This is a genomic window from Klebsiella sp. NPDC088457 (genome assembly GCF_044900465.1).
Lineage (GTDB): Bacteria > Pseudomonadota > Gammaproteobacteria > Enterobacterales > Enterobacteriaceae > Klebsiella.
Genome location: NZ_JBJDNH010000041.1, coordinates 11,539 through 32,668 on the forward strand (window position 1 = coordinate 11,539; position 21,130 = coordinate 32,668).

General features: G+C 58.5%; 22 protein-coding genes. 13 read left to right on the plus strand and 9 right to left on the minus strand.

Annotated features, from left to right (window positions below):
• A partial coding sequence (gene zapA, locus ACI2JR_RS21860; protein WP_462479477.1) for a cell division protein ZapA occupies positions 1 to 120 on the minus strand: 120 nt, incomplete at its 3' end.
• A 164-nt stretch (positions 121 to 284) separates the two neighbouring features.
• Between zapA and ACI2JR_RS21865 the strand changes: the two genes are divergently transcribed.
• The 8 genes from ACI2JR_RS21865 (at position 285) to ACI2JR_RS21900 (ending at position 10,327) form a co-directional block, all read left to right on the plus strand.
• Complete coding sequence (locus tag ACI2JR_RS21865; RefSeq protein WP_132731939.1) at positions 285 to 863, plus strand: YecA/YgfB family protein; 579 nt, start codon at positions 285 to 287, stop codon at positions 861 to 863.
• Positions 864 to 886: 23 nt separating this feature from the next.
• Complete coding sequence (gene pepP / locus ACI2JR_RS21870) at positions 887 to 2,203, plus strand: Xaa-Pro aminopeptidase (RefSeq protein WP_132731938.1); 1,317 nt, start codon at positions 887 to 889, stop codon at positions 2,201 to 2,203.
• Positions 2,200 to 3,378: a 2-octaprenyl-6-methoxyphenyl hydroxylase gene (ubiH, locus tag ACI2JR_RS21875; RefSeq protein WP_462479462.1), complete on the plus strand. Its 1,179-nt coding sequence runs from the start codon at positions 2,200 to 2,202 to the stop codon at positions 3,376 to 3,378. The genes pepP and ubiH overlap by 4 nt, the downstream gene beginning before the upstream one ends.
• A gap of 10 nt (positions 3,379 to 3,388) precedes the next feature.
• Positions 3,389 to 4,591, plus strand: a complete 1,203-nt coding sequence (gene ubiI / locus ACI2JR_RS21880) for an FAD-dependent 2-octaprenylphenol hydroxylase (protein ID WP_462479463.1) — start codon at positions 3,389 to 3,391, stop codon at positions 4,589 to 4,591.
• A 435-nt stretch (positions 4,592 to 5,026) separates the two neighbouring features.
• Positions 5,027 to 6,121: a glycine cleavage system aminomethyltransferase GcvT gene (gene gcvT, locus ACI2JR_RS21885; protein WP_132731935.1), complete on the plus strand. Its 1,095-nt coding sequence runs from the start codon at positions 5,027 to 5,029 to the stop codon at positions 6,119 to 6,121.
• Between the two features lie 24 nt (positions 6,122 to 6,145).
• Complete coding sequence (gcvH, locus tag ACI2JR_RS21890; protein ID WP_462479464.1) at positions 6,146 to 6,535, plus strand: glycine cleavage system protein GcvH; 390 nt, start codon at positions 6,146 to 6,148, stop codon at positions 6,533 to 6,535.
• Between the two features lie 114 nt (positions 6,536 to 6,649).
• Entirely contained in the window at positions 6,650 to 9,523 is a 2,874-nt protein-coding gene (gcvP, locus tag ACI2JR_RS21895; RefSeq protein WP_132731933.1) for an aminomethyl-transferring glycine dehydrogenase, read from the plus strand.
• A gap of 60 nt (positions 9,524 to 9,583) precedes the next feature.
• The gene (locus ACI2JR_RS21900) at positions 9,584 to 10,327 is read left to right on the plus strand and encodes an SDR family oxidoreductase (protein WP_132731932.1); all 744 of its coding nucleotides are present in this window, start codon (positions 9,584 to 9,586) and stop codon (positions 10,325 to 10,327) included.
• Between the two features lie 66 nt (positions 10,328 to 10,393).
• On the opposite strand, the gene ACI2JR_RS21905 is transcribed toward ACI2JR_RS21900, so the two are convergent.
• The 6 genes from ACI2JR_RS21905 to ACI2JR_RS21930 all read right to left on the minus strand — a co-directional run bounded on the left by ACI2JR_RS21905 (position 10,394) and on the right by ACI2JR_RS21930 (position 16,330).
• Positions 10,394 to 10,894 (minus strand): protein disulfide oxidoreductase, encoded by a 501-nt coding sequence (locus tag ACI2JR_RS21905; protein ID WP_462479465.1) that lies wholly within the window; start codon positions 10,892 to 10,894, stop codon positions 10,394 to 10,396.
• Positions 10,884 to 11,495: a DsbA family protein gene (locus tag ACI2JR_RS21910; RefSeq protein ID WP_462479466.1), complete on the minus strand. Its 612-nt coding sequence runs from the start codon at positions 11,493 to 11,495 to the stop codon at positions 10,884 to 10,886. Before ACI2JR_RS21910 ends, ACI2JR_RS21905 begins: the two co-directional genes overlap by 11 nt.
• 2 nt (positions 11,496 to 11,497) lie before the next feature.
• On the minus strand, positions 11,498 to 13,507 hold the full coding sequence (locus ACI2JR_RS21915; protein ID WP_462479467.1) for a protein-disulfide reductase DsbD family protein: 2,010 nt from the start codon (positions 13,505 to 13,507) through the stop codon (positions 11,498 to 11,500).
• Positions 13,508 to 13,555: 48 nt separating this feature from the next.
• Positions 13,556 to 13,915 (minus strand): copper resistance protein, encoded by a 360-nt coding sequence (locus ACI2JR_RS21920; protein ID WP_132731928.1) that lies wholly within the window; start codon positions 13,913 to 13,915, stop codon positions 13,556 to 13,558.
• 134 nt (positions 13,916 to 14,049) lie between these two features.
• Complete coding sequence (locus ACI2JR_RS21925) at positions 14,050 to 15,483, minus strand: 6-phospho-beta-glucosidase (RefSeq protein WP_462479468.1); 1,434 nt, start codon at positions 15,481 to 15,483, stop codon at positions 14,050 to 14,052.
• A 118-nt stretch (positions 15,484 to 15,601) separates the two neighbouring features.
• Positions 15,602 to 16,330, minus strand: a complete 729-nt coding sequence (locus ACI2JR_RS21930) for a MurR/RpiR family transcriptional regulator (RefSeq protein WP_462479478.1) — start codon at positions 16,328 to 16,330, stop codon at positions 15,602 to 15,604.
• Between the two features lie 49 nt (positions 16,331 to 16,379).
• Between ACI2JR_RS21930 and yqfB the strand changes: the two genes are divergently transcribed.
• Positions 16,380 to 16,691 (plus strand): N(4)-acetylcytidine aminohydrolase, encoded by a 312-nt coding sequence (gene yqfB, locus ACI2JR_RS21935; RefSeq protein ID WP_132731926.1) that lies wholly within the window; start codon positions 16,380 to 16,382, stop codon positions 16,689 to 16,691.
• A gap of 162 nt (positions 16,692 to 16,853) precedes the next feature.
• The gene (locus ACI2JR_RS21940) at positions 16,854 to 17,513 is read left to right on the plus strand and encodes a PAQR family membrane homeostasis protein TrhA (protein WP_132731925.1); all 660 of its coding nucleotides are present in this window, start codon (positions 16,854 to 16,856) and stop codon (positions 17,511 to 17,513) included.
• A 66-nt stretch (positions 17,514 to 17,579) separates the two neighbouring features.
• Here the strand turns inward: ACI2JR_RS21940 and ygfZ are convergent, their stop codons facing one another.
• The gene (ygfZ, locus tag ACI2JR_RS21945; RefSeq protein WP_462479469.1) at positions 17,580 to 18,563 is read right to left on the minus strand and encodes a tRNA-modifying protein YgfZ; all 984 of its coding nucleotides are present in this window, start codon (positions 18,561 to 18,563) and stop codon (positions 17,580 to 17,582) included.
• A gap of 296 nt (positions 18,564 to 18,859) precedes the next feature.
• Here ygfZ and sdhE point away from each other — a divergent pair, with 296 nt between their 5' ends.
• Both sdhE and ACI2JR_RS21955 read left to right on the plus strand, forming a co-directional pair.
• Positions 18,860 to 19,126: an FAD assembly factor SdhE gene (sdhE, locus tag ACI2JR_RS21950; protein ID WP_462479470.1), complete on the plus strand. Its 267-nt coding sequence runs from the start codon at positions 18,860 to 18,862 to the stop codon at positions 19,124 to 19,126.
• Positions 19,107 to 19,517 (plus strand): protein YgfX, encoded by a 411-nt coding sequence (locus ACI2JR_RS21955; protein WP_132731922.1) that lies wholly within the window; start codon positions 19,107 to 19,109, stop codon positions 19,515 to 19,517. Before sdhE ends, ACI2JR_RS21955 begins: the two co-directional genes overlap by 20 nt.
• Before the next feature lie 6 nt (positions 19,518 to 19,523).
• On the opposite strand, the gene fldB is transcribed toward ACI2JR_RS21955, so the two are convergent.
• A complete protein-coding gene (fldB, locus tag ACI2JR_RS21960; protein ID WP_132731921.1) occupies positions 19,524 to 20,045 on the minus strand; it encodes a flavodoxin FldB in 522 nt (173 codons plus the stop codon).
• Positions 20,046 to 20,223: 178 nt separating this feature from the next.
• Between fldB and xerD the strand changes: the two genes are divergently transcribed.
• Positions 20,224 to 21,120, plus strand: coding sequence for a site-specific tyrosine recombinase XerD (gene xerD / locus ACI2JR_RS21965; RefSeq protein WP_132731920.1), 897 nt, complete (start codon positions 20,224 to 20,226; stop codon positions 21,118 to 21,120).
• Positions 21,121 to 21,130 lie beyond the last annotated feature (10 nt).

The window sequence follows — 21,130 nt, forward strand, 5'->3', positions numbered from 1 at the left end:
CTCTTGCAACCGCTGATTCAGGTCATCAGCTGCCTGATTCAAGGCATCCCTTTGTTCAGGCGGGCAATTCACGCGAAGTGAACGGCCAAAAATTTGGAGATCGACGGGTTGTGCAGACATGCCACCTTCCTGCTGATTGACTGCGCGGCCTTCACGCCCGGAGGGGGCTGCGAAGGGGCGACACTATAGCTACCCTGATGCGAAGGTACAAGCCCTATTCTGGTTCACCAGGGTCCAAAGTGGTAGCATATCATGAATATTCCTCCCAACGATGACGAATGCGCATGTCTATACAGAACGAAATGCCTGGTTACAACGCTGTAGACCAGTTACTGAACCAACAGGGCGTGGGCTTAACCCCTGCCGAAATGCACGGTTTGATCAGTGGGATCCTGTGCGGCGGCAATAAAGACAGCAGCTGGCAGCCGCTGGTGCACGACCTGACCAACGAAGGCCTGGCATTCGGTCATGAGCTGGCTGAGTCTCTGCGCACCATGCATTCCGTGACCAGCGACTCGCTGGAAGATGACGGTTTCTTATTCCAGCTATACCTGCCGGAAGGCGACGCGGTAAGCGTATTTGAACGCGCCGACGCGCTGGCCGGTTGGGTTAACCACTTCCTGCTCGGCCTGGGCGTCACTCAGCCGAAGCTGGATAAAATCAAAGACGAGACCGGCGAAGCCATCGACGACCTGCGTAATATTGCGCAACTGGGTTACGACGAAGACGAAGATCAGGAAGAGCTGGAGATGTCGTTGGAGGAGATCATCGAGTACGTGCGCGTCGCCGCGCTGCTGTGCCACGAGACCTTCTCCCGCCAGCAGCCAACCGCGCCGGAAGTTCGCAAGCCAACATTACACTAACGATAATTTGTTGAGGGGGCGTCATGACACAGCAGGAATTTCTTTCTCGTCGCCAGACACTGCTGGCGCAGATGCAGCCAGGCAGCGCGGCGCTGATTTTCGCCGCGCCGGAAGCCGTGCGCAGCGCAGATTCAGAATATCCCTACCGGCAGAGCAGCGATTTTTGGTACTTCACGGGATTTAATGAGCCGGAAGCCTTGCTGGTGTTGATTAAAAGCGACGACACCCATAACCACAGCGTGCTGTTTAACCGCGTCCGCGATCTCACGGCGGAAATCTGGTTCGGCCGTCGTCTTGGCCAGGACGCGGCACCGGCGAAGCTTGGCGTCGATCGGGCGCTGGCGTTCAGCGAAATTAACCAGCAGCTGTTCCAGCTGCTGAACGGTCTTGACGCGATCTACTTTGCCCAGGGCGAATACGCCTATGCCGACAAAATCGTCTTCACCGCGTTGGACAAGCTGCGTAAAGGCGTGCGCCAGAATCTGCAGGCGCCCGCCTCGGTGATTGACTGGCGGCCGATGGTGCACGAAATGCGGCTGTTTAAATCGCCGGAAGAGCTGGAGGTGATGCGCCGCGCCGGTGAGATTTCCGCCCTGGCCCACACCCGTGCGATGCAAAAATGTCGCCCGGGAATGTTCGAATATCAGCTGGAAGGCGAGATTCTGCATGAGTTCAACCGCCACGGCGCCCGTTTCCCCTCCTATAACACCATCGTTGGCGGCGGCGAAAACGGCTGTATTCTTCACTACACCGAAAATGAATCCGAACTGCGCGACGGCGAGCTGGTGCTGATTGACGCCGGCTGTGAATATCGCGGCTATGCCGGCGATATTACCCGCACCTTCCCGGTGAATGGCAAATTCAGCCCGGCGCAGCGCGAGATTTACGATATTGTCCTCGAGTCGCTGGACACCGCGCTGGAACTGTATCGTCCTGGCACCTCCATTCAGCAGGTTAACCAGCAGGTGGTGCGCATTATGATTACCGGCCTGGTGCGCCTCGGCATCCTGAAAGGGGATGTTGACGAGCTGATGGTGAACAACGCGCATCGTCCATACTTTATGCATGGCCTGAGCCACTGGCTGGGGCTGGATGTTCACGACGTCGGCAACTACGATGTCGATCGCTCGCGGGTTCTTGAACCGGGGATGGTGCTGACCGTAGAACCGGGGTTATATATTGCGACGGATGCCGACGTGCCGCCGCAATATCGCGGCATTGGCATCCGCATTGAAGACGATATTGTGATAACCGAAGACGGCAATGAAAACCTTACCGCCGGAGTGGTGAAAAAAGCCGACGATATCGAGGCGCTGATGGCGGCGGCACAGCGGTCATGAGCGTACTGATCGTGGGCGGAGGGATGACCGGGGCGACCTTGGCGCTGGCCATCTCCCGGTTGACCGACGGCGCGCTGCCGGTGCATCTGGTGGAGGCGGCGCAGCCAGATTCGTCACAGCATCCCGGTTTTGACGCCCGGGCGATTGCGCTGGCGGCGGGCACTTGCCAGCAGTTGGCGCGTACCGGCATCTGGCAAGGCATCGCCGATTGCGCGACGCCTATTCAGCGCGTCCACGTTAGCGATCGCGGGCATGCGGGCTTTGTCACGCTCGAGGCGCAGGACTACGGCCTGGCGGCCCTGGGGCAGGTGGTCGAGCTGCACGATATCGGCCAGCGTTTGTTTGCGCAACTGCGCGAAGCCCCGGGGGTGACCCTGCACTGTCCGGCGACGGTCGAAGACGTCACCCGCTGGGAAGAGGGCGTCAGCATCACCCTGGACAGCGGCGAGACGATTGAGGGCCAACTGCTGGTCGCCGCCGACGGTTCGCGTTCAACCCTGGGCGCGCGCTGCGGGATGAAATGGCAGCAGCAGCCCTATGAGCAGCTGGCGGTTATCGCCAACGTCAGTACCGCACTGCCCCATGAGGGCCGCGCCTTTGAGCGTTTCACCGAGCACGGCCCGCTGGCGATGTTGCCGATGTCGCAGGGCCGCTGTTCGCTGGTGTGGTGCCACCCGCAGTCGTGGCGCGATGAGGTGCTGGCCTGGTCCGACGCGCAATTTTGCGCGCAGCTGCAGCAGGCATTTGGCTGGCGGCTGGGGCGCATCACTCATGCCGGAAAGCGCAGCGTTTATCCATTGACGTTGACTACCGCTACGCGCCCGGTTTCCCATCGCCTGGTGCTGGTGGGCAACGCGGCGCAGACGCTGCATCCCATCGCCGGCCAGGGTTTTAACCTTGGCCTGCGGGATGTCATGAGCCTGGCGGAAACGCTGGCCCAGGCCTGCGCTAACGGGCAGGATCCCGGCGATTACTCGCTTCTTTGTCATTATCAGGCGCGGCGCGCGGATGATAAAGCCGCCACCATCGGCGTGACCGATGGGCTGGTTCATCTGTTCGCCAATCACTGGGCGCCGCTGGTGGCGGGGCGAAACGTGGGCCTGATGGCGATGGAATTATTTACCCCGGCGCGCGATGCGCTGGCGCAGCGTACCCTCGGTTGGGTTCCCCGTTAAGGAGTTGAACGTGCAAAGTGTTGATGTTGCCATTGTGGGCGGTGGCATGGTGGGCCTGGCGGTCGCCTGCGGTTTGCAGGGGAGCGGGCTGCGGGTTGCGGTGCTGGAACAGGCCGAGCCGCAGCCATTAAATGCCGATGCGCCGCCGGCGCTGCGGGTTTCGGCCATAAACGCCGCCAGCGAAAAACTGCTCACCAGGCTGGACGTCTGGCCGACAATTATCGCCCAGCGCGCCAGCTGCTATCACGGGATGGAGGTGTGGGATAAGGACAGCTTTGGCCACATCAGCTTTGATGACCAGAGTATGGGCTTCAGCCACCTTGGTCATATTATTGAAAATGCGGTCGTTCACCATGCGTTGTGGCAGAAGGCGCAGCGCTGTTCTGACATCACGCTGCTGGCCCCGGCTCAGCTGCAGCAGGTGGCGTGGGGCGAAAACGAGGCTTTTCTGAGCCTGCAGGACGGCACGATGCTGACCGCCCGGCTGGTGGTCGGCGCCGATGGCGCAAACTCCTGGTTGCGTAACAAAGCGGATATCCCGCTGACCTTCTGGGACTATCGCCACCATGCGCTGGTCGCCACCATCCGTACCGCAGAACCGCACCAGGCGGTGGCCCGCCAGGTGTTCCACGGCGACGGTATCCTGGCGTTTCTGCCGCTCAGCGATCCGCACCTGTGTTCTATCGTCTGGTCGCTGTCGCCGCAGGAGGCGGAACGGATGCAGCAGGCGGATGAGGCGGCCTTTAATCAGGCGCTGAATATCGCCTTCGATAATCGTCTTGGTCTGTGCCAGCTTGCAAGCGAGCGTCAGACTTTCCCGTTGACCGGCCGCTACGCGCGTCAGTTCGCCGCGCACCGGCTGGCGCTGGTGGGCGATGCCGCGCACACCATCCACCCGCTGGCCGGGCAGGGGGTGAATCTGGGCTTTATGGATGCGGCGGAACTGATCGATGAACTGCGGCGTCTGCATGGCCAGGGCAAAGATATCGGTCAGTACCTGTATCTGCGGCGTTACGAACGCAGCCGTAAGCACAGCGCCGCATTGATGCTGGCAGGCATGCAGGGCTTTCGCGAAATGTTCTCCGGTAGCCATCCGGCGAAGAGGCTCCTGCGCGATATTGGCCTGAAACTGGCGGATACCTTACCCGGGGTGAAGCCGCAGCTGATTCGTCAGGCGATGGGCTTAAACGATCTTCCCGCCTGGTTACGTTAAGCGCGTCACATTTCTCTCACCCGGCCGGCGCGCCGGGTTTTTCCCACTCATTTGAAATAATCTAATCTCACCCATTTTTTCGCATTAGTTTTATTAATGTTTCTCTTTTTTAGCCAACGAAAATCGGCCCATTTTTTCGCATAAAACACCATCATGCTCGGTATTTTTAGCGACTGGTCTTAATTTTATGTGGCTTAAATCGCTTTTTTCCAGTCAATAACTCTGTAGTCTTTTTGGCGGATTTTGGTCATAAGCTAATGTGATGTCCTGATTTAGCTTATGGTTTAGCGCCGGTTTCGGTGGTAAGTTCAGGCAAAAGAGAACGTTTGCGTCGGCGTCGGATAATGATGTCGGCGGCGGATTTCGTGGTGTGAAATGGCCCAAACGTCATCGCCCAAAACAGTAGCTGGTTCCGTTTTATTCGATGAGGAAAAGATGGCTCAACAGACTCCGTTGTATGAACAACACACGCTGTGCGGCGCTCGCATGGTGGACTTCCATGGCTGGATGATGCCGCTACATTACGGTTCCCAGATTGATGAGCACCACGCGGTGCGAGGCGACGCCGGAATGTTCGATGTCTCGCACATGACCATTGTCGACTTCCACGGCAGCCGGGTTCGTGAGTTCTTGCGCTATTTGCTGGCTAACGATGTCGCCAGGCTCACGGTTCCCGGCAAAGCGCTCTATAGCGGCATGCTCACCGCCTCCGCTGGCGTCATCGATGACCTGATTGTCTATTTCCTTGCCGAAGATTATTTCCGCCTCGTTGTTAACTCCGCCACCCGTGAAAAAGACCTCGCCTGGATTAGCCAGCAGGCCGAACCCTATGGTCTTGAGATCACCGTCCGCGACGATCTTTCGCTGATTGCCGTACAAGGGCCGCAGGCGAAAGAGAAGGCCGCCACCCTGTTTACCGACGAGCAGCGTCAGGCCGTTGCGGGGATGAAACCGTTCTTTGGCGTGCAGGCGGGCGATCTGTTTATTGCCACCACCGGCTATACCGGCGAAACCGGGTATGAAATCGCGCTGCCGAATGAGCAAGCCGCGGATTTCTGGCGCGGTCTGCTGGACGCTGGCGTGAAGCCATGCGGCCTGGGCGCTCGCGATACCCTGCGCCTCGAAGCGGGGATGAACCTGTATGGTCAGGAGATGGATGAGAGCATCTCTCCGCTGGCGGCCAATATGGGCTGGACCATTGCCTGGGAACCCGCCGATCGTCAGTTCATCGGCCGCGAAGCCCTGGAGCTGCAGCGTGAAAAGGGCACTGAACAGCTGGTAGGCCTGGCGATGACCGAAAAAGGCGTTCTGCGCGGCGGCCTGCCGGTGCACTTTACCGATGCTGACGGCAATCAGAAAGAAGGCATTATCACCAGCGGCACCTTCTCCCCGACGCTGGGCTACAGTATTGCCCTGGCACGGGTACCGGCCGGGATCGGCGAAACGGCCATTGTGCAGATTCGCAACCGCGAAATGCCGGTAAAAGTGACTAAACCTGTTTTTGTACGCAACGGCAAAGCCGTGGTGTGATTCCCCCTTTTTGGAGATGAATTGATGAGCAACGTACCAGCAGAACTGAAATACAGCAAAGAACACGAATGGCTGCGTAAAGAAGCCGACGGTACCTATACCGTCGGCATCACCGAACATGCGCAGGAGCTGCTTGGCGATATGGTTTTTGTCGACCTGCCGGACGTCGGTACCACCGTTGATGCGGGCGACGACTGCGCGGTTGCCGAGTCGGTCAAAGCGGCTTCTGATATCTATGCCCCGGTTAGCGGCGAGATTGTCGCGATTAATGAAGCCCTGAACGACTCGCCGGAGCTGGTGAACAGCGATCCGTATGCTGACGGCTGGATTTTCAAAATCAAAGCCAGCGATGAATCCCAGGTTGCGACCCTGCTGGATGCGGCCGCCTACGCGGCGCTGCTGGAAAACGAGTAAATAGCCGCACCCGCCGGACTGCCGCTGCGTCTGTAGCGGCAGTCCGGATGATTTTGCCTGTTCAGGTAAGTAAAGACATCTACGATTCACTGCACGTTTCAGGAACCATCGCTCATGACTCAGACTTTAGGTCAGCTTGAAAACCGCGGCGCCTTTATTGAACGTCACATCGGCCCGGATGCTCAGCAACAGCAGGAGATGCTGAATACCGTCGGCGCCGATTCGCTTAACGCCCTGATTGGCCAGATTGTGCCGCAGGATATTCAGCTGGCGACCCCACCGCAGGTGGGTGACGCGACCACCGAATTCGCCGCGCTGGCGGAACTGAAGGCGATCGCCGGTCGTAACAAGCGCTTTAAGTCTTACATCGGCATGGGTTATACCGCCGTGCAGCTACCGCCGGTTATCCAGCGCAATATGCTGGAAAATCCGGGCTGGTACACCGCCTACACGCCGTATCAGCCGGAAGTGTCCCAGGGCCGTCTGGAAGCGCTGTTGAACTTCCAGCAGGTTACGCTCGATTTAACCGGTCTGGACATCGCCTCCGCCTCGCTGCTGGATGAAGCGACCGCCGGGGCAGAAGCGATGGCGATGGCCAAACGCGTCAGCAAACTGAAGAACGCTAACCGCTTCTTCGTCGCCGCTGACGTTCATCCGCAGACGCTGGATGTGGTGCGCACCCGTGCTGAAACTTTCGGCTTTGATGTCATCGTTGACGATGCCGACAAAGCGCTCGACCATCAGGACGTCTTCGGCGTGCTGTTACAGCAGGTGGGTACCACCGGCGAAGTTCATGACTACAGCAACCTGATCGCCGAACTGAAAGCGCGCAAAGTGGTGGTCAGCGTCGCCGCTGACTTTATGGCGCTGGTGCTGCTGACCGCGCCGGGCAAGCAGGGGGCCGATATCGTTTTCGGTTCCGCCCAGCGTTTCGGCGTACCGATGGGCTACGGCGGCCCACACGCGGCTTTCTTTGCCGCGAAAGATGAATTCAAACGTTCCATGCCGGGCCGTATTATCGGCGTATCGAAAGATGCCGCAGGCAATACCGCGCTGCGCATGGCGATGCAGACGCGCGAGCAGCATATCCGCCGCGAGAAAGCGAACTCGAATATTTGTACCTCCCAGGTGCTGCTGGCGAACATCGCCAGCCTGTACGCGGTGTTCCACGGGCCAGAAGGTCTGAAGCGTATCGCCAGCCGTATCCACCGTCTGACCGACATTCTGGCCGACGGCCTGCAGAAAAAAGGGCTCAGGCTGCGCCACGCGCACTACTTCGACACCCTGTGCGTCGAAGTGGCTGACAAAGCGGCGGTGCTGGCGCGCGCTGAAGCGCTGGAAATGAACCTGCGCAGCGATATTCATCACGCGGTCGGCATCACCCTCGATGAAGCGACAACCCGTGAAGATGTGCTGAATCTGTTCCGCGCCGTGATTGGCGACGACCATGGTCTGGATATCGATACCCTGGATAAGGACGTGGCGCTTGACAGCCGTTCGATCCCGCAAAGCATGCTGCGTAACGATGCGATTCTGACGCACCCGGTGTTCAATCGCTATCACAGCGAAACCGAGATGATGCGCTATATGCACTCGCTCGAGCGTAAAGATCTGGCCCTCAATCAGGCGATGATCCCGCTGGGATCCTGCACCATGAAGCTGAACGCGGCGGCGGAAATGATCCCGATCACCTGGCCGGAGTTTGCCGAACTGCACCCGTTCTGTCCGGCAGAGCAGGCCGAAGGCTACCATCAGATGATTGCCCAGCTCTCCGACTGGCTGGTAAAACTGACCGGCTATGATGCCGTGTGCATGCAGCCGAACTCTGGCGCGCAGGGCGAATACGCGGGTCTGCTGGCCATTCGTCACTACCATGAAAGCCGCAATGAAGGCCATCGTGACATCTGCCTGATCCCAAGCTCTGCGCACGGCACCAACCCGGCGTCCGCACAGATGGCGGGGATGCAGGTGGTGGTGGTCGCCTGTGATAAAAATGGCAACATTGATCTGGCGGATCTGCGTCTCAAGGCGGAGCAGGCGGGGGAAAATCTTTCCTGCATCATGGTGACCTATCCGTCGACGCACGGCGTCTACGAAGAGACTATCCGTGAAGTGTGCGAAATCGTGCATCACTTCGGCGGCCAGGTTTACCTCGACGGCGCTAACATGAATGCTCAGGTGGGGATCACCTCCCCGGGCTTTATCGGCGCGGACGTATCGCACCTTAACCTGCATAAAACCTTCTGTATTCCGCACGGCGGCGGCGGCCCGGGTATGGGGCCGATTGGCGTCAAAGCGCACCTCGCGCCGTTTGTTCCGGGCCACAGCGTGGTGCAAATCGAAGGGATGCTGACCCGCCAGGGCGCCGTATCTGCCGCGCCGTTCGGCAGCGCCTCTATTCTGCCTATCAGCTGGATGTATATCCGCATGATGGGCGCGGAAGGGCTGAAGCAGGCCAGCCAGGTGGCGATCCTCAACGCCAACTACATTGCGACCCGTCTGAAAGAGGCCTTCCCGGTGCTCTATACCGGCCGCGACGGCCGCGTGGCGCACGAATGTATTCTTGATATTCGCCCGCTGAAAGAAGAGACCGGCATCAGCGAGCTGGATATCGCTAAACGTTTGATCGACTTCGGTTTCCATGCGCCGACGATGTCCTTCCCGGTGGCTGGTACGTTGATGGTTGAGCCGACGGAATCCGAAAGCAAAGTCGAGCTGGATCGCTTTATCGCTGCCATGCTGGCGATTCGCAGTGAAATCGACCGTGTGCAAGCGGGCGAGTGGCCGCTGGAAGATAACCCGCTGGTTAACGCGCCGCACACGCAGGGCGAACTGGTTGCCGAATGGCACCATCCGTACACCCGCGAACAGGCGGTATTCCCGGCAGGGCTGGCGAATAAATACTGGCCGACGGTGAAACGTCTGGATGATGTTTACGGCGATCGTAACCTGTTCTGCGCCTGCGTTCCGCTGAGCGAATATCAGTAACCGGCCGATCGGACTATCTTTTAAAGGCGCTTCGGCGCCTTTATTTTTTGGGAGAATAAGATGGCTGTAGTATTGATTACCGGCGCCAGCCGCGGAATAGGCAAGGCGACAGCGCTGCTGCTGGCGCAGGAAGGCTATACTGTCGCGGTGAATTACCACCACAACATCAACGCCGCGACTGAGGTGGTTAATGAGATCGTCGCCCAGGGCGGCAAAGCCGTAGCGCTGCGCGCAGACATCAGCGATGAAGCGCAGGTGCTGGCGATGTTTGACGGTATTGACCGTCTTGGCGAGCCGTTGACCGCGCTGGTGAACAACGCGGGAATTCTGTTTACGCAAAGTACGATTGAAAACCTGAATGCCGAGCGGATTAACCGGGTGCTGGGCACCAATGTCACCGGCTATTTCCTCTGCTGCCGGGAGGCAGTGAAACGGATGGCGCACCGCCACGGTGGAAAAGGCGGGGCGATCGTTAATGTCTCTTCGGCGGCGTCACGGCTCGGTGCGGCGGGAGAATATGTTGATTACGCCGCTTCGAAAGGGGCGGTGGATACCCTGACCACCGGGTTATCTCTGGAAGTCGCGGCGCAGGGGATTCGTGTTAACGGCGTTCGTCCCGGCTTTATCTACACCGATATGCACGCCTCCGGCGGTGAGCCGGGGCGCGTGGATCGGGTGAAAGCGGCGTTACCGATGCAGCGCGGCGGCCAGCCGGAAGAGGTGGCGCAGGCCATCGCGTGGCTGCTGAGCGAAAAAGCCTCCTATGTCACCGGCAGCTTCCTCGAGCTGGCCGGCGGGAAATAACCGATAGCCCGGCGTGAGCCGGGGAAACCCCGGGCGGCGGCATCTGCCTTGCCCGGGCTCATGAGGTCAGGAGGCCAGCCATAAGCGCAGGCGCATCCCCCAGCGGCTGGTCCAGCCGGTCGTCACCGACTTGACCTCGCCGCGGGAAATAACGATCAGCGTTGGCGTCACCTGGACATCCCATTGGCGGGAAAGCTGGCCAGCGGGGTCATTAACCGTCGGCAGCGCCATTTTTTTATGCGCCAGCCAGGTGGTCAGCGAGCCATCGTCGCCGGAGCGCAGCGCGACCGTCATCACGTTACCGCCATCGCTTGCCAGCGCCGAGACGGACGGCGTGGTATAGCGACAAACGCCGCACCAGGTGGCCCAGACGTAGAGCAGCAGCGGGCGCTGTTGACTCATGGCGTTCAGGTCAACGACTTTACCGTCCAGGGTCTGCAGCGGCGTGCTGGCAAAGTTCTGCGGTAACGCGGGCTGGCGCAGATAGTCGATGCCGCCGATGAGCGGCGCGGCAAGCAGCAGCAGGATGAGCAGCTCGCGCAGCCAGCGGTGTAATTTACTGACCATTGGTTTTTGCCAGCAGCTCTTTCACCAGCTCCTCCAGGTCGTCATAGGGAATCGCTCCGGCGACCATCCGATCGCCGATAATCGTCGCCGGGGTACCCTGGATACGCAGAACCTGCGACAAAATCAGGTTCATCTTCAATGAATCCATCGTCTCGTCATCCGTCTTTACGCCGTCGGTGGCGGTTTTCTGCTGCGCGGCGGAAATACTGGCATCATCGTGGTAGCCTTTTTTGGCCATCAGACGCCGATGCAGCGCCCAGAATTTGTCCGGCTGCTGGCGCCAGGCTGAGAGCGCGGTTTTAGCGGCATTGACCGAGCTTTGCCCTTTAAACGGCAGCAGCTTTACGATCAGCTGCACGTCGGGATTATCGTGAACGATTTTCTCCAGCAGCGGATCGAACTGCTTGCAGTAGGGGCAGTTGTAATCGGTAAATGAGACGATGGTCAGGCGCGGCGTTTTGGCCCCGATACGCGGGCTGTTGGGATCGTTAAACAGCAGGTTCGCCAGCTGCGCGTCGGAGGAGGAGTCCGGCTGTTCTGCCGGAGCGGCCAGACTCAGTGTGGACACACACAGCAGCAGTAATGCGGCGAGGATTCTCATGATTATTTTCCTTTCGCGTCGGACAGGGTGGCGAGGAGATCGTCGCGATTTAACAGCGCAGGCAGCACGTGGCCCTGCGCCAATCCCGGCCCGTAGATCTGATTGAAGGGGACCGCCGCGCTGCCGCGGGCGCTCAGGAAGCGGCTGATGGTTACCGAGGGGCGGCTCCAGTCGCCGCGCAGCGCCACCACGTCCGGCTCGGATAGCGCACTCTGTACATCATCGCGTAGCAACACGTTATATTTATTGGCTTTACAGGTTACGCACCAGTCGGCGGTGACGTCGATAAACAGCCGCTTATGGTTTGCCAGCGCGTCGCTAATCGCCTGTTCACTGAGCGGCTGCCAGTTTACGCGATCGCGCCGGGAAGCCTGGCCGTCGGGCTGAACAATGAAGGTCACTATACCGACGACAGCCAATGCCAGGACGCCGGCCCGCAGCGCCGTGCGCCAGCGGTAGCGCCAGAGCGTTGCCAGCAGTAGCGTCAGCGTCAGGAGCGCTATCAGCGTGAGCACCGGAGTTCGGCCAATGTGGACCGTCAGCAGGCCGATCAGCCATAATGACGATCCCAGCATCATCAGCCCAAGCACCACCCGCAGGCTGTTCATCCAGCGACCCGGGCGCGGCAGATGGCGGGCGAGGGCAGGCCAGGCGGCCACCAGCAGCCACGGCAGGCTCATGCCGATCCCCATGGCGAAGAATATCCCCCACAGCAGCGGCAGCGGCGCCACCAGCGCGACCGAGACGGCGGTACCGAGGAACGGGGCGGTACACGGCGTTGCCAGCAGAGTGGCAAAGGCGCCCTGACAGAAATGCCCCATCAGGCCGTTACCGCCGCGGGTTGCCAGAAAGGTACTGCTGCCGGAGGAGAGACGGATCTCAAATAATCCCAGCAGACTGGCGCTGAACGCCACCATCACCAGCGCCATCGCGCCAATAAACCACGGACTCTGAAACTGGATGCCCCAGCCTAACGCCTGGTTGCCCAGCCGCAGCAGGGTCATCATCAACGCCAGCGCCAGAAATGACACCACAATCCCGCAAACCGAGGCCAGGAACTGCCGACGTACGACGCCGCGTTCGCGCGCGCCGGTTTGCACCAGCGATCCGAGCTTCATGGCCAGCACCGGCAGGACGCAGGGCATAACATTGAGTATCAGCCCGCCCGCCAGCGCCATCAGCACTATCCACCATAACGCCGGCGCTGGCGCGGCGGCGCTCCCGCCGATCGTCAGCGCGCTCTCCTGCGCCAGACCCTCGTCGGCCAGCACCAGCGACAGGCGTTTACTGCGCAGATCGGGAGCCGTCTCTCCCCAGCTGTCGGTCACCGGGAGCTGGGCGGTCAGCGTATCGCCTTTTAGCGAGAAGGTTGGTTTGCCAAAATCGACATCCGCCATGCTGTCGATAAACAGCGATGGCTGCTGCCAGCCCGCCGCGCGAACGGCGGTGACCGTCAGCTTGCCGCTGCCGTAGCTTGCGCTCAGCCGGGAAGTCAGGCCATCCGCTCGCGGTAGCGTGCCCAGCGCACGGGTAAAGTCGTAGCGAAAATCGCCTGCCGGCGGGGAGGTCATATCCAGCGAGAAGGGATAGTCGGTCAGGATGCAGACGTTGCTGCAGGTGGGCAGCGTCAGCACACCGCTTAACGTCGGCGCTACCTGACCGCGGAGCTCCAGCGGGAAACTGACATTGCCGCGATAGCCCTGGGTGGAAATCCCGGCGACCTCAAAGCGCTGTGGCGTGGGCCAGTGCCAGGTGACATCCAGCGGCGTATGCCAGGCGATCGTCGGCGCGATGCCGCCTTCTCCCGGCGATCGCCAGTAGGTTTTCCAGCCCTTTTCCAGCGCCACGTCCAGCAGCAGGCGGGTGGCGCCGCTGCTTTCAGTTTGTGCGCGCAGGCGGACGCTGGCGTGTTGATTATCGGCGGCGCGCAGCCAGCCGCTGTCGGCGGCCTGGCTGACGGGCAGCCATAGCCAAAGCAGGCAGACCAGCAGTCGCCTGAATACCATAAGCATAAATTTTCTCCGTAAATGATTGATTAACCTGAACTGTCAGGGAAATTCTCATTCACGGAAGACGCACAATCGCAGATGCACCCGTAGCCGGGGCGGGGAGATAACGCGGGGAGGCCAGAGACGGGCAATGCGCGGCGGTATCGCCGCCAGCACCGCCAGCAGCAGCGCGACGGCAAACAGTGCGCCTTCAAACATCACCGGCGGCGAGGCCAGCAGCGATTTTGCGCTCAGCTCGCAGGGCGTCAGCGGCGCTTCGGCCGTATCCTGTTCCTGCTGGGCGGATTGCGTTACGGCGGTGGCGTTCATGCCCAGCGCGTGCAGCCCGGCCATACGCTGGGCGGTGCATATCAGCACCACCAGGCAGGCAAGGGCTACAAGAAGAATGGCTTTACGCTGTCGCTTAATCATTATCGCCTCAGGAATTCACGAGGCTTATCTTATCGGGCGAACGCGTTTTAGCAATGCTAAAGCTGTAAAGAAGTGTCTGTAAGGCGGGGGATTTTTCCTCTCCCCGGGGGGAGAGGAAGGAAGCAAGGGGGAAATCAGAGATTTTCGCCGTTGCTGGCAATCACTTCTTTGTACCAGTTGAAGCTTTTCTTGCGCGAGCGGGACATGTCGCCGGTACCGTCGTCATGTTTATTGACGTAGATAAAGCCGTAGCGTTTGCTGTACTGGCCGGTGGTGAAGGAGACGCAGTCGATACAACCCCACGGGGTGTAGCCCATCAGCTCGACGCCATCATAAGTGACCGCTTTCATCATCTCGGCAACGTGCGCGCGCAGGTAATCGATACGATAGTCGTCGTTGATGCTGCCGTCTTCTTCCACTTTGTCGTAGGCGCCAAAGCCGTTTTCCACGATAAACAGCGGCTTCTGGTAGCGCTCGTACAGTTCGCACAGCGCGTAGCGCAGGCCAACCGGGTCAATCTGCCAGCCCCAGTCGGAGGCTTTGACGTGCGGGTTCGGCACGCTGCCTTCGAAGCCGGAAATCGCATCGCCGCTGCCGCCTTCCGCTTTGACCGCGTTGGTCATGTAGTAGCTGAAGCCGAGATAGTCGCAGGTGCCTTCGCGCAGGATCTGCTCGTCGCCATCTTCCATGTGGATGGTAAAGCCGCGACGCTCCCACTCGTTGAGCACGTAGGTCGGGTAGTAGCCGCGCAGCTGCACGTCGGTAAAGACGTAACGCTCGCGCATCGATTCCTGTGCAAACATCACATCTTCCGGTTTGCAGGAGAACGGATACAGTGCCACCATCGCCAGCATGCAGCCGACCTGCATCTGCGGGTTGATGCGCCGTGCCGCTTTCACCGCCATCGCGCTGGCCACGAACTGGTGGTGCAGCACCTGGTACATGGTCTGTTCCGGGTTTTCGTGCTCGGTATAGACCACGCCGGAGCAGCAGTAGCCGAACAGCGGGGCACGCCAGTTACGCTGGTTGTTGATCTCGTTAAAGGTCATCCAGTATTTCACTTTGTGCTTATAGCGCTCGAAAACCACTTCGGCAAAGCGCACGAAGAAATCGACGACTTTACGGTTCGTCCAGCCGCCGTACTGCTGCACGAGGTGCAGGGGCATTTCAAAGTGGGAGAGGGTGATAACCGGTTCGATATTGTACTTCAGCAGCTCATCGAACATGTCGTCATAGAATTTCAGCCCCTCTTCGTTCGGCTGAGTTTCGTCGCCGAGCGGGAAGATGCGGGTCCAGGCGATGGAGGTGCGAAAACATTTGAAGCCCATCTCGGCGAACAGCCTGATATCTTCTTTGTAGCGACCATGGAAATCAATCGCTTCATGGTTCGGGTAATATTTACCCGGCTCAACCTGGTGGGTAATCTCGCGCGGTACGCCGTGGGCGCCGCCGGTCAGCACATCGCAAATGCTCGGGCCTTTGCCCTCTTTATTCCAGCCGCCTTCAACCTGATGTGCGGCAACCGCGCCGCCCCATAAAAAGTCTTTCGGTAAGGTGATCTTTTTCATCTTTGCTCGTCTCGTCAAATAATTTCTGTTTTCGAGTCTAACAAAGGCATTATAAATGTCACGATATAACAATTTACCCACGGTGGAATATGTTACATCGAAAAAACAGGGTGTTATTTCAGGCCAGTTTACGCGCTAATTTACGTCCCAGCGATTCCAGAATATAAATAACCGGAATTTGCGTCGTAATATCGTAGACTCCGCCGATGCGGGTTTGCGGCACGTGCCAGGAGAGGTTGAAGTCCGCCAGCTTCGCCAGCCGGGAATGCTCATGGCTGGTGATCGACAGCACTTTGCAGTTATGCAGGCTGAACTGGCTGGCGAAACGCAGGATCTCTTCGGTTTCCCCGGAAACGGACAGGACGATCGCCAACGCGTTACGCGCCATATCGTTGGTGACCGGGAAATAGGGGTCATCGATATGATTGCTGAATTTCCCGACGTTGGAAAAGAAGCGTGCGCCATATTTTGCCAGCGCGCCCGAGGTGCCGGCGCCGACAAAAATAATACGTTCTGAAGCGAGGATAATATCGACGACGCGCTCGAGTAAATTATCAAATTCGTCGTTATTGACGCTTTTAAAAAAACTCATGATTTCGCTGGCGCCGATATTTGCCTGTTGAGACGGGTGGTGCTCGAGATATAATTTAAAGCGTACGCGAAACTCCGAGTACCCTGCGCACTGCAGCTTGCGGCAAAAGCGCAGGACGGTGGTCGTGGAGACCCCGGCGGCTTCCGCCAGTTCGCGGATGGTCATATACATCACTTTGTCACGATTCTTAATGACGTAGTGGTAGACCATCATCTCAAGATTATTGAGACTGGCGATAGCAGCGTGGGAGAACATACTCACAGTAGCAACTCACAATTCATAATGACCGGGATGGAATTATATCATGCAGCCGAATGACATAACCTTTTTTCAGCGTTTTCAGGACGACATCCTCGCCGGGCGGAAAACGATTACTCTCCGCGATGCCGCCGGGGCGCATTTTAAAACCGGCGACGTGCTGCGCGTTGGGCGCTACGAAGATGACGGCTATTTTTGCACGATTGGCGTGGTGGCTACATCGACGGTCACGCTCGCTACGCTGACCGGGGCGCATGCTCAGCAGGAGAATATGACCCTGCAACAGCTGCGGCAGGTGATTACCGAAATCTATCCTGGTGAAGAGCAGTTTCATGTCATTGAATTCAAAGTGCTTTGATAAAACAGTGAACGACTGTTAGGTGAAAATTTTAATGTAACATTATGATTTTATAGTGTTCATAAATATTCATCTTTTTATTTTAGCTAACAGGTGTTCACTGGAATCATTCTCAGTTACCCTAGATGAGCATAGAAAGCGTTCTTGTTTTCGGAGTTAATTATGGTTAGTAAACCATTAATCACACAGGGTTATTCTCTCTCAGAGGAGATAGCTAACAGCATCAGTCACGGCATCGGGCTGGTGTTCGGTATCGTCGGCCTGGTGCTCCTGCTGGTGCAGGCGGTAGATAGCAACGCCAGCGCAACGGCGATCACCAGCTACAGTCTGTACGGCGGCAGCATGATTTTGCTGTTCCTCGCCTCCACGCTCTATCACGCTATCCCCCATCAGCGGGCCAAGCGGTGGCTGAAGAAGTGCGACCACTGCGCCATCTATTTGCTGATTGCCGGGACCTACACCCCGTTTCTGCTGGTGGGGCTCAATTCACCGCTGTCGCGGGGGCTGATGATCGTCATCTGGAGCCTGGCGCTGCTGGGGATTCTGTTTAAGCTGACCATCGCGCACCGTTTTAAGGTTCTCTCGCTGGTGACCTATCTGCTGATGGGCTGGCTGTCGTTAATCGTTGTCTATCAGCTGGCGGTCAAGCTGGCGGTGGGCGGCGTGACGCTGCTGGCGGTGGGCGGCGTGGTGTATTCGCTGGGGGTTATCTTTTACGTCTGCAAACGTATCCCTTACAACCATGCGATCTGGCACGGCTTTGTGCTGGGCGGCAGCGTCTGTCATTTTCTGGCGATCTATTTATACGTCGGGCAGCTTTAAGCCGCTAACCCCGGTGCGCGACGCTGACCGGGGCTATGTGGAAGCCCTGCCGGTTGCCCGGGGCTTTTACGCTTCTTCCAGCGAATAGGGCAGCGGGACGATGCTCAATGTGCCGGCATCATCGCGCACGCGAAACACGCTGTCCGGCTCCATATCGTTGTTCATCACCACCTGCACCAGCAGATGACCGTCATCCAGCTGTACCGCCGCCAGTACGGTACCGGTACGGCGCCAGTTTTCGCCCATCTTCAGCTCAAGATCTTCCCCGGCTTCCGGGACGCGGCTGGCTTTGCCTGCCAGATACCACAGGGCGCGTTTGTTGGCCCCGCGGAATTTGGCGCGGGCGACCATCTCCTGACCGGTATAGCAGCCTTTTTTAAAGCTGATGCCGCCCAGCGCCTGCAGGTTCGTGGCCTGCGGAATAAACTGCGCGCTGTTGGCGCTATCAATGACCGGCAGGCCGGCCTCGATGTTCAGCGCCAGCCACTGCTGGCTGTTGTTCAACTGGGCATCATTGCGTAACGCTTCGGTCACTCGGGTCGCCGTTGCCACGTCGGTAACCAGCAGGAAACGTTCCGCCGGATGTTCAAACCACAGCAGGCTGGTTTCACCATCGGTCACCAGCGGCTTATCACTGGTCGGCAGTTCGCCAAACAGCGGAGCCAGCGCGGCGCGGGCCTGGAAACCGGCCACGCCCAGCAGAACGTGTTCGTCATCGGCGGCAATAGTCACCTTCGAGAACACCGCGTATTTTTTCAGTTCGCTCAGCTGCGCATCGCGCAGGCTGCGGCGTTCAATCCAGGCAAATCCACCGTTACGGCGAAAGACCCGCAGGTTGCTCCACATCTTGCCTTTGGCGTCACAGTGCGCGGCAAGCAGGTGCCGATCGTCGGTCAGCGAGCTGACGTCGGCGGTAATCTGTCCCTGCAGATATTTCTCGCCATCCTGACCGGTTATCGTCGCCAGCGCCCAGTCATCCAGCGTCATCAGCGTTAACGGCAGACGAGCGGAGGAGGAAGGCTGACGCGGAGGAAAAGGTGTAAAAGCCATAGTCATATCCTGAATAGCTTAACGCAGAGTGAGTCACTAATGGTAAAAGAGCTATGGTGCAATGCAAGCGCTTTCGGCAGGCCATTTGTGCCCTGATGGCACAAATGGAGAAACAACGGAAAATGATAAGTCCATAGTTAACCTGCGGTTTTTATGGAATGCCGTTCGCTCTTCTCGATATTGCTGTAAAGTAACGGCAAAAAACGGGTTAAACTAACCTATCAACAACATCTGTCAGGCGGCGTTCAGGCCGGCTGGGGGATGAGGTGTGTATATCTTTACGCTGGAAGGACAACATGGACATTACTAACAAAGCCCGCATCCACTGGGCATGCCGCCGGGGTATGCGTGAACTCGATATCTCCATCATGCCGTTTTTCGAGCATGAGTACGATACCCTCAGCGATGAAGACAAACAGCTGTTCATCCGTTTGTTACAGAACGACGATCCGGATCTGTTCAACTGGCTGATGAATCATGGCGAACCGGCTGATGCGCAACTGCAACGGATGGTAAAATTAATCCAGACTCGGAATCGGGAACGTGGTCCTGTGGCAATCTGATTTACGCATATCCTGGCGTTCGCAGTGGTTCTCTCTGCTGCTCCACGGCATCGTGGCGGCTATCGTGCTGCTGATGCCCTGGCCGCTGAGCTACACTCCGCTATGGCTGTTACTGCTGTCGCTGGTGGTGTTTGACTGCGTGCGCAGCCAGCGGCGGATCCACGCCTGCCAGGGTGAAATAAAGCTGATGACCGACTCGCGTCTGCGTTGGCAAAAGGCGGAGTGGGAGATTGTCGGCACGCCGTGGGTGATTAATAGCGGCATGTTGCTGCGACTTCGGGACGCGCAAACGCGCCGTAGCCAGCATCTGTGGGTGGCGGCAGACAGTATGGATGCTAAAGAGTGGCGCGATCTGCGCCGGCTGGTATTACAAAAACCGGCGCACGATTAAGCCGAATCAGGCGAACTGCTCAGCCATTTCGCCGAGGATTTGCTCGCACCAGTTCTGGATGCGGTCGTCACTCAGGTCATACTGATTGGTTTCATCCAGCGCCAGGCCCACGAACAGCTGGCCATCGGCGATAATCGGTTTCTGGCTGGTGAATTCGTAGCCTTCAGTCGGCCAGTAACCGATAAACTTAACGCCTCTGGCAATCAGCTTATCATGCAGCATCCCCAGCGCGTCGAGGAACCATTCGCCGTAGCCGAGCTGGTCGCCCATGCCGTACAGCGCGACGATTTTACCCTCGAGATCCAGCGTGTCCAGCTGCGGCCAGATAGCTTCCCAGTCTTCCTGAATTTCGCCGAAATCCCACGTCGGGATGCCGAGAATCAGCACGTCATATTGTGTCATCAGGGCCGGGGAATCATCTTTCAGATTATGCAACGTCACTAATTCCGGGCCGATGATATCGCGGATCTTCTCCGCTGCCATTTCGGTGTAGCAGGTACTGGAGCCGTAAAAAAGACCTATGTTCATGGCGTAAACATCTCAATTCATGCGGTGACTTTGCGGCTAGTTTATCAGAAAGGTGGCAGCAGCCGTCATACTTAAGCTTACCTGTCTGGCCGCGGGTAAAAACAGCGCCGCCGTTTTTGCCCAGCAGGACCGCGAATTTGGTTATACTGGGGCCGTTTTAACGAGCAAAGAGGCCGATGTGGAACAGGATCTTGCACGAATCGAACAGTTTCTTGATGCTTTGTGGCTGGAGCGCAATCTGGCGGAAAATACGCTGAGCGCCTACCGCCGGGATCTGACGATGGTGGTGGAATGGCTGCACCATCGTGGGCTGGCGCTGGTCAGCGTCAGCGGTGAAGATCTGCAGACGCTGCTGGCGGAGAGGCAAACGGGCGGCTATAAAGCCACCAGTACCGCACGCCTGTTAAGCGCCGTGCGCCGTTTCTTCCAGCATCTGTATCGGGAAAAAATACGCCCGGACGATCCCAGTGCGCTGCTGGCGTCGCCGAAGCTGCCGCAGCGGCTGCCAAAAGATCTCAGCGAAGCCCAGGTCGATCGCCTGCTGCAGGCGCCGTTAGTGGAGCAACCGTTGGAACTGCGCGATAAAGCGATGCTGGAGGTGCTGTACGCAACCGGCCTGCGCGTATCGGAACTGGTGGGGCTGACGATGAGCGATATCAGCCTGCGCCAGGGCGTCCTGCGGGTGGTGGGCAAAGGCAATAAAGAACGGCTGGTGCCGCTGGGCGAAGAGGCGGTGCTATGGGTCGAAAACTACCTGGAGCACGGGCGTCCGTGGCTGCTGAACGGCGTGGCGTCGGATGTGCTTTTTCCCAGCCAACGCGCGCAGCAAATGACGCGTCAGACCTTCTGGCATCGGATTAAGCACTATGCCGTGCTGGCGGGGATAGACAGCGCGAAACTCTCTCCGCACGTTTTACGCCATGCGTTTGCCACGCATTTACTCAACCATGGCGCGGACTTACGCGTGGTACAGATGCTGTTGGGACACAGCGATCTCTCAACGACGCAGATCTACACCCATGTGGCGACAGAGCGTCTGAGACAACTTCATCAACAGCACCACCCGCGGGCGTGAGTGCTGAATA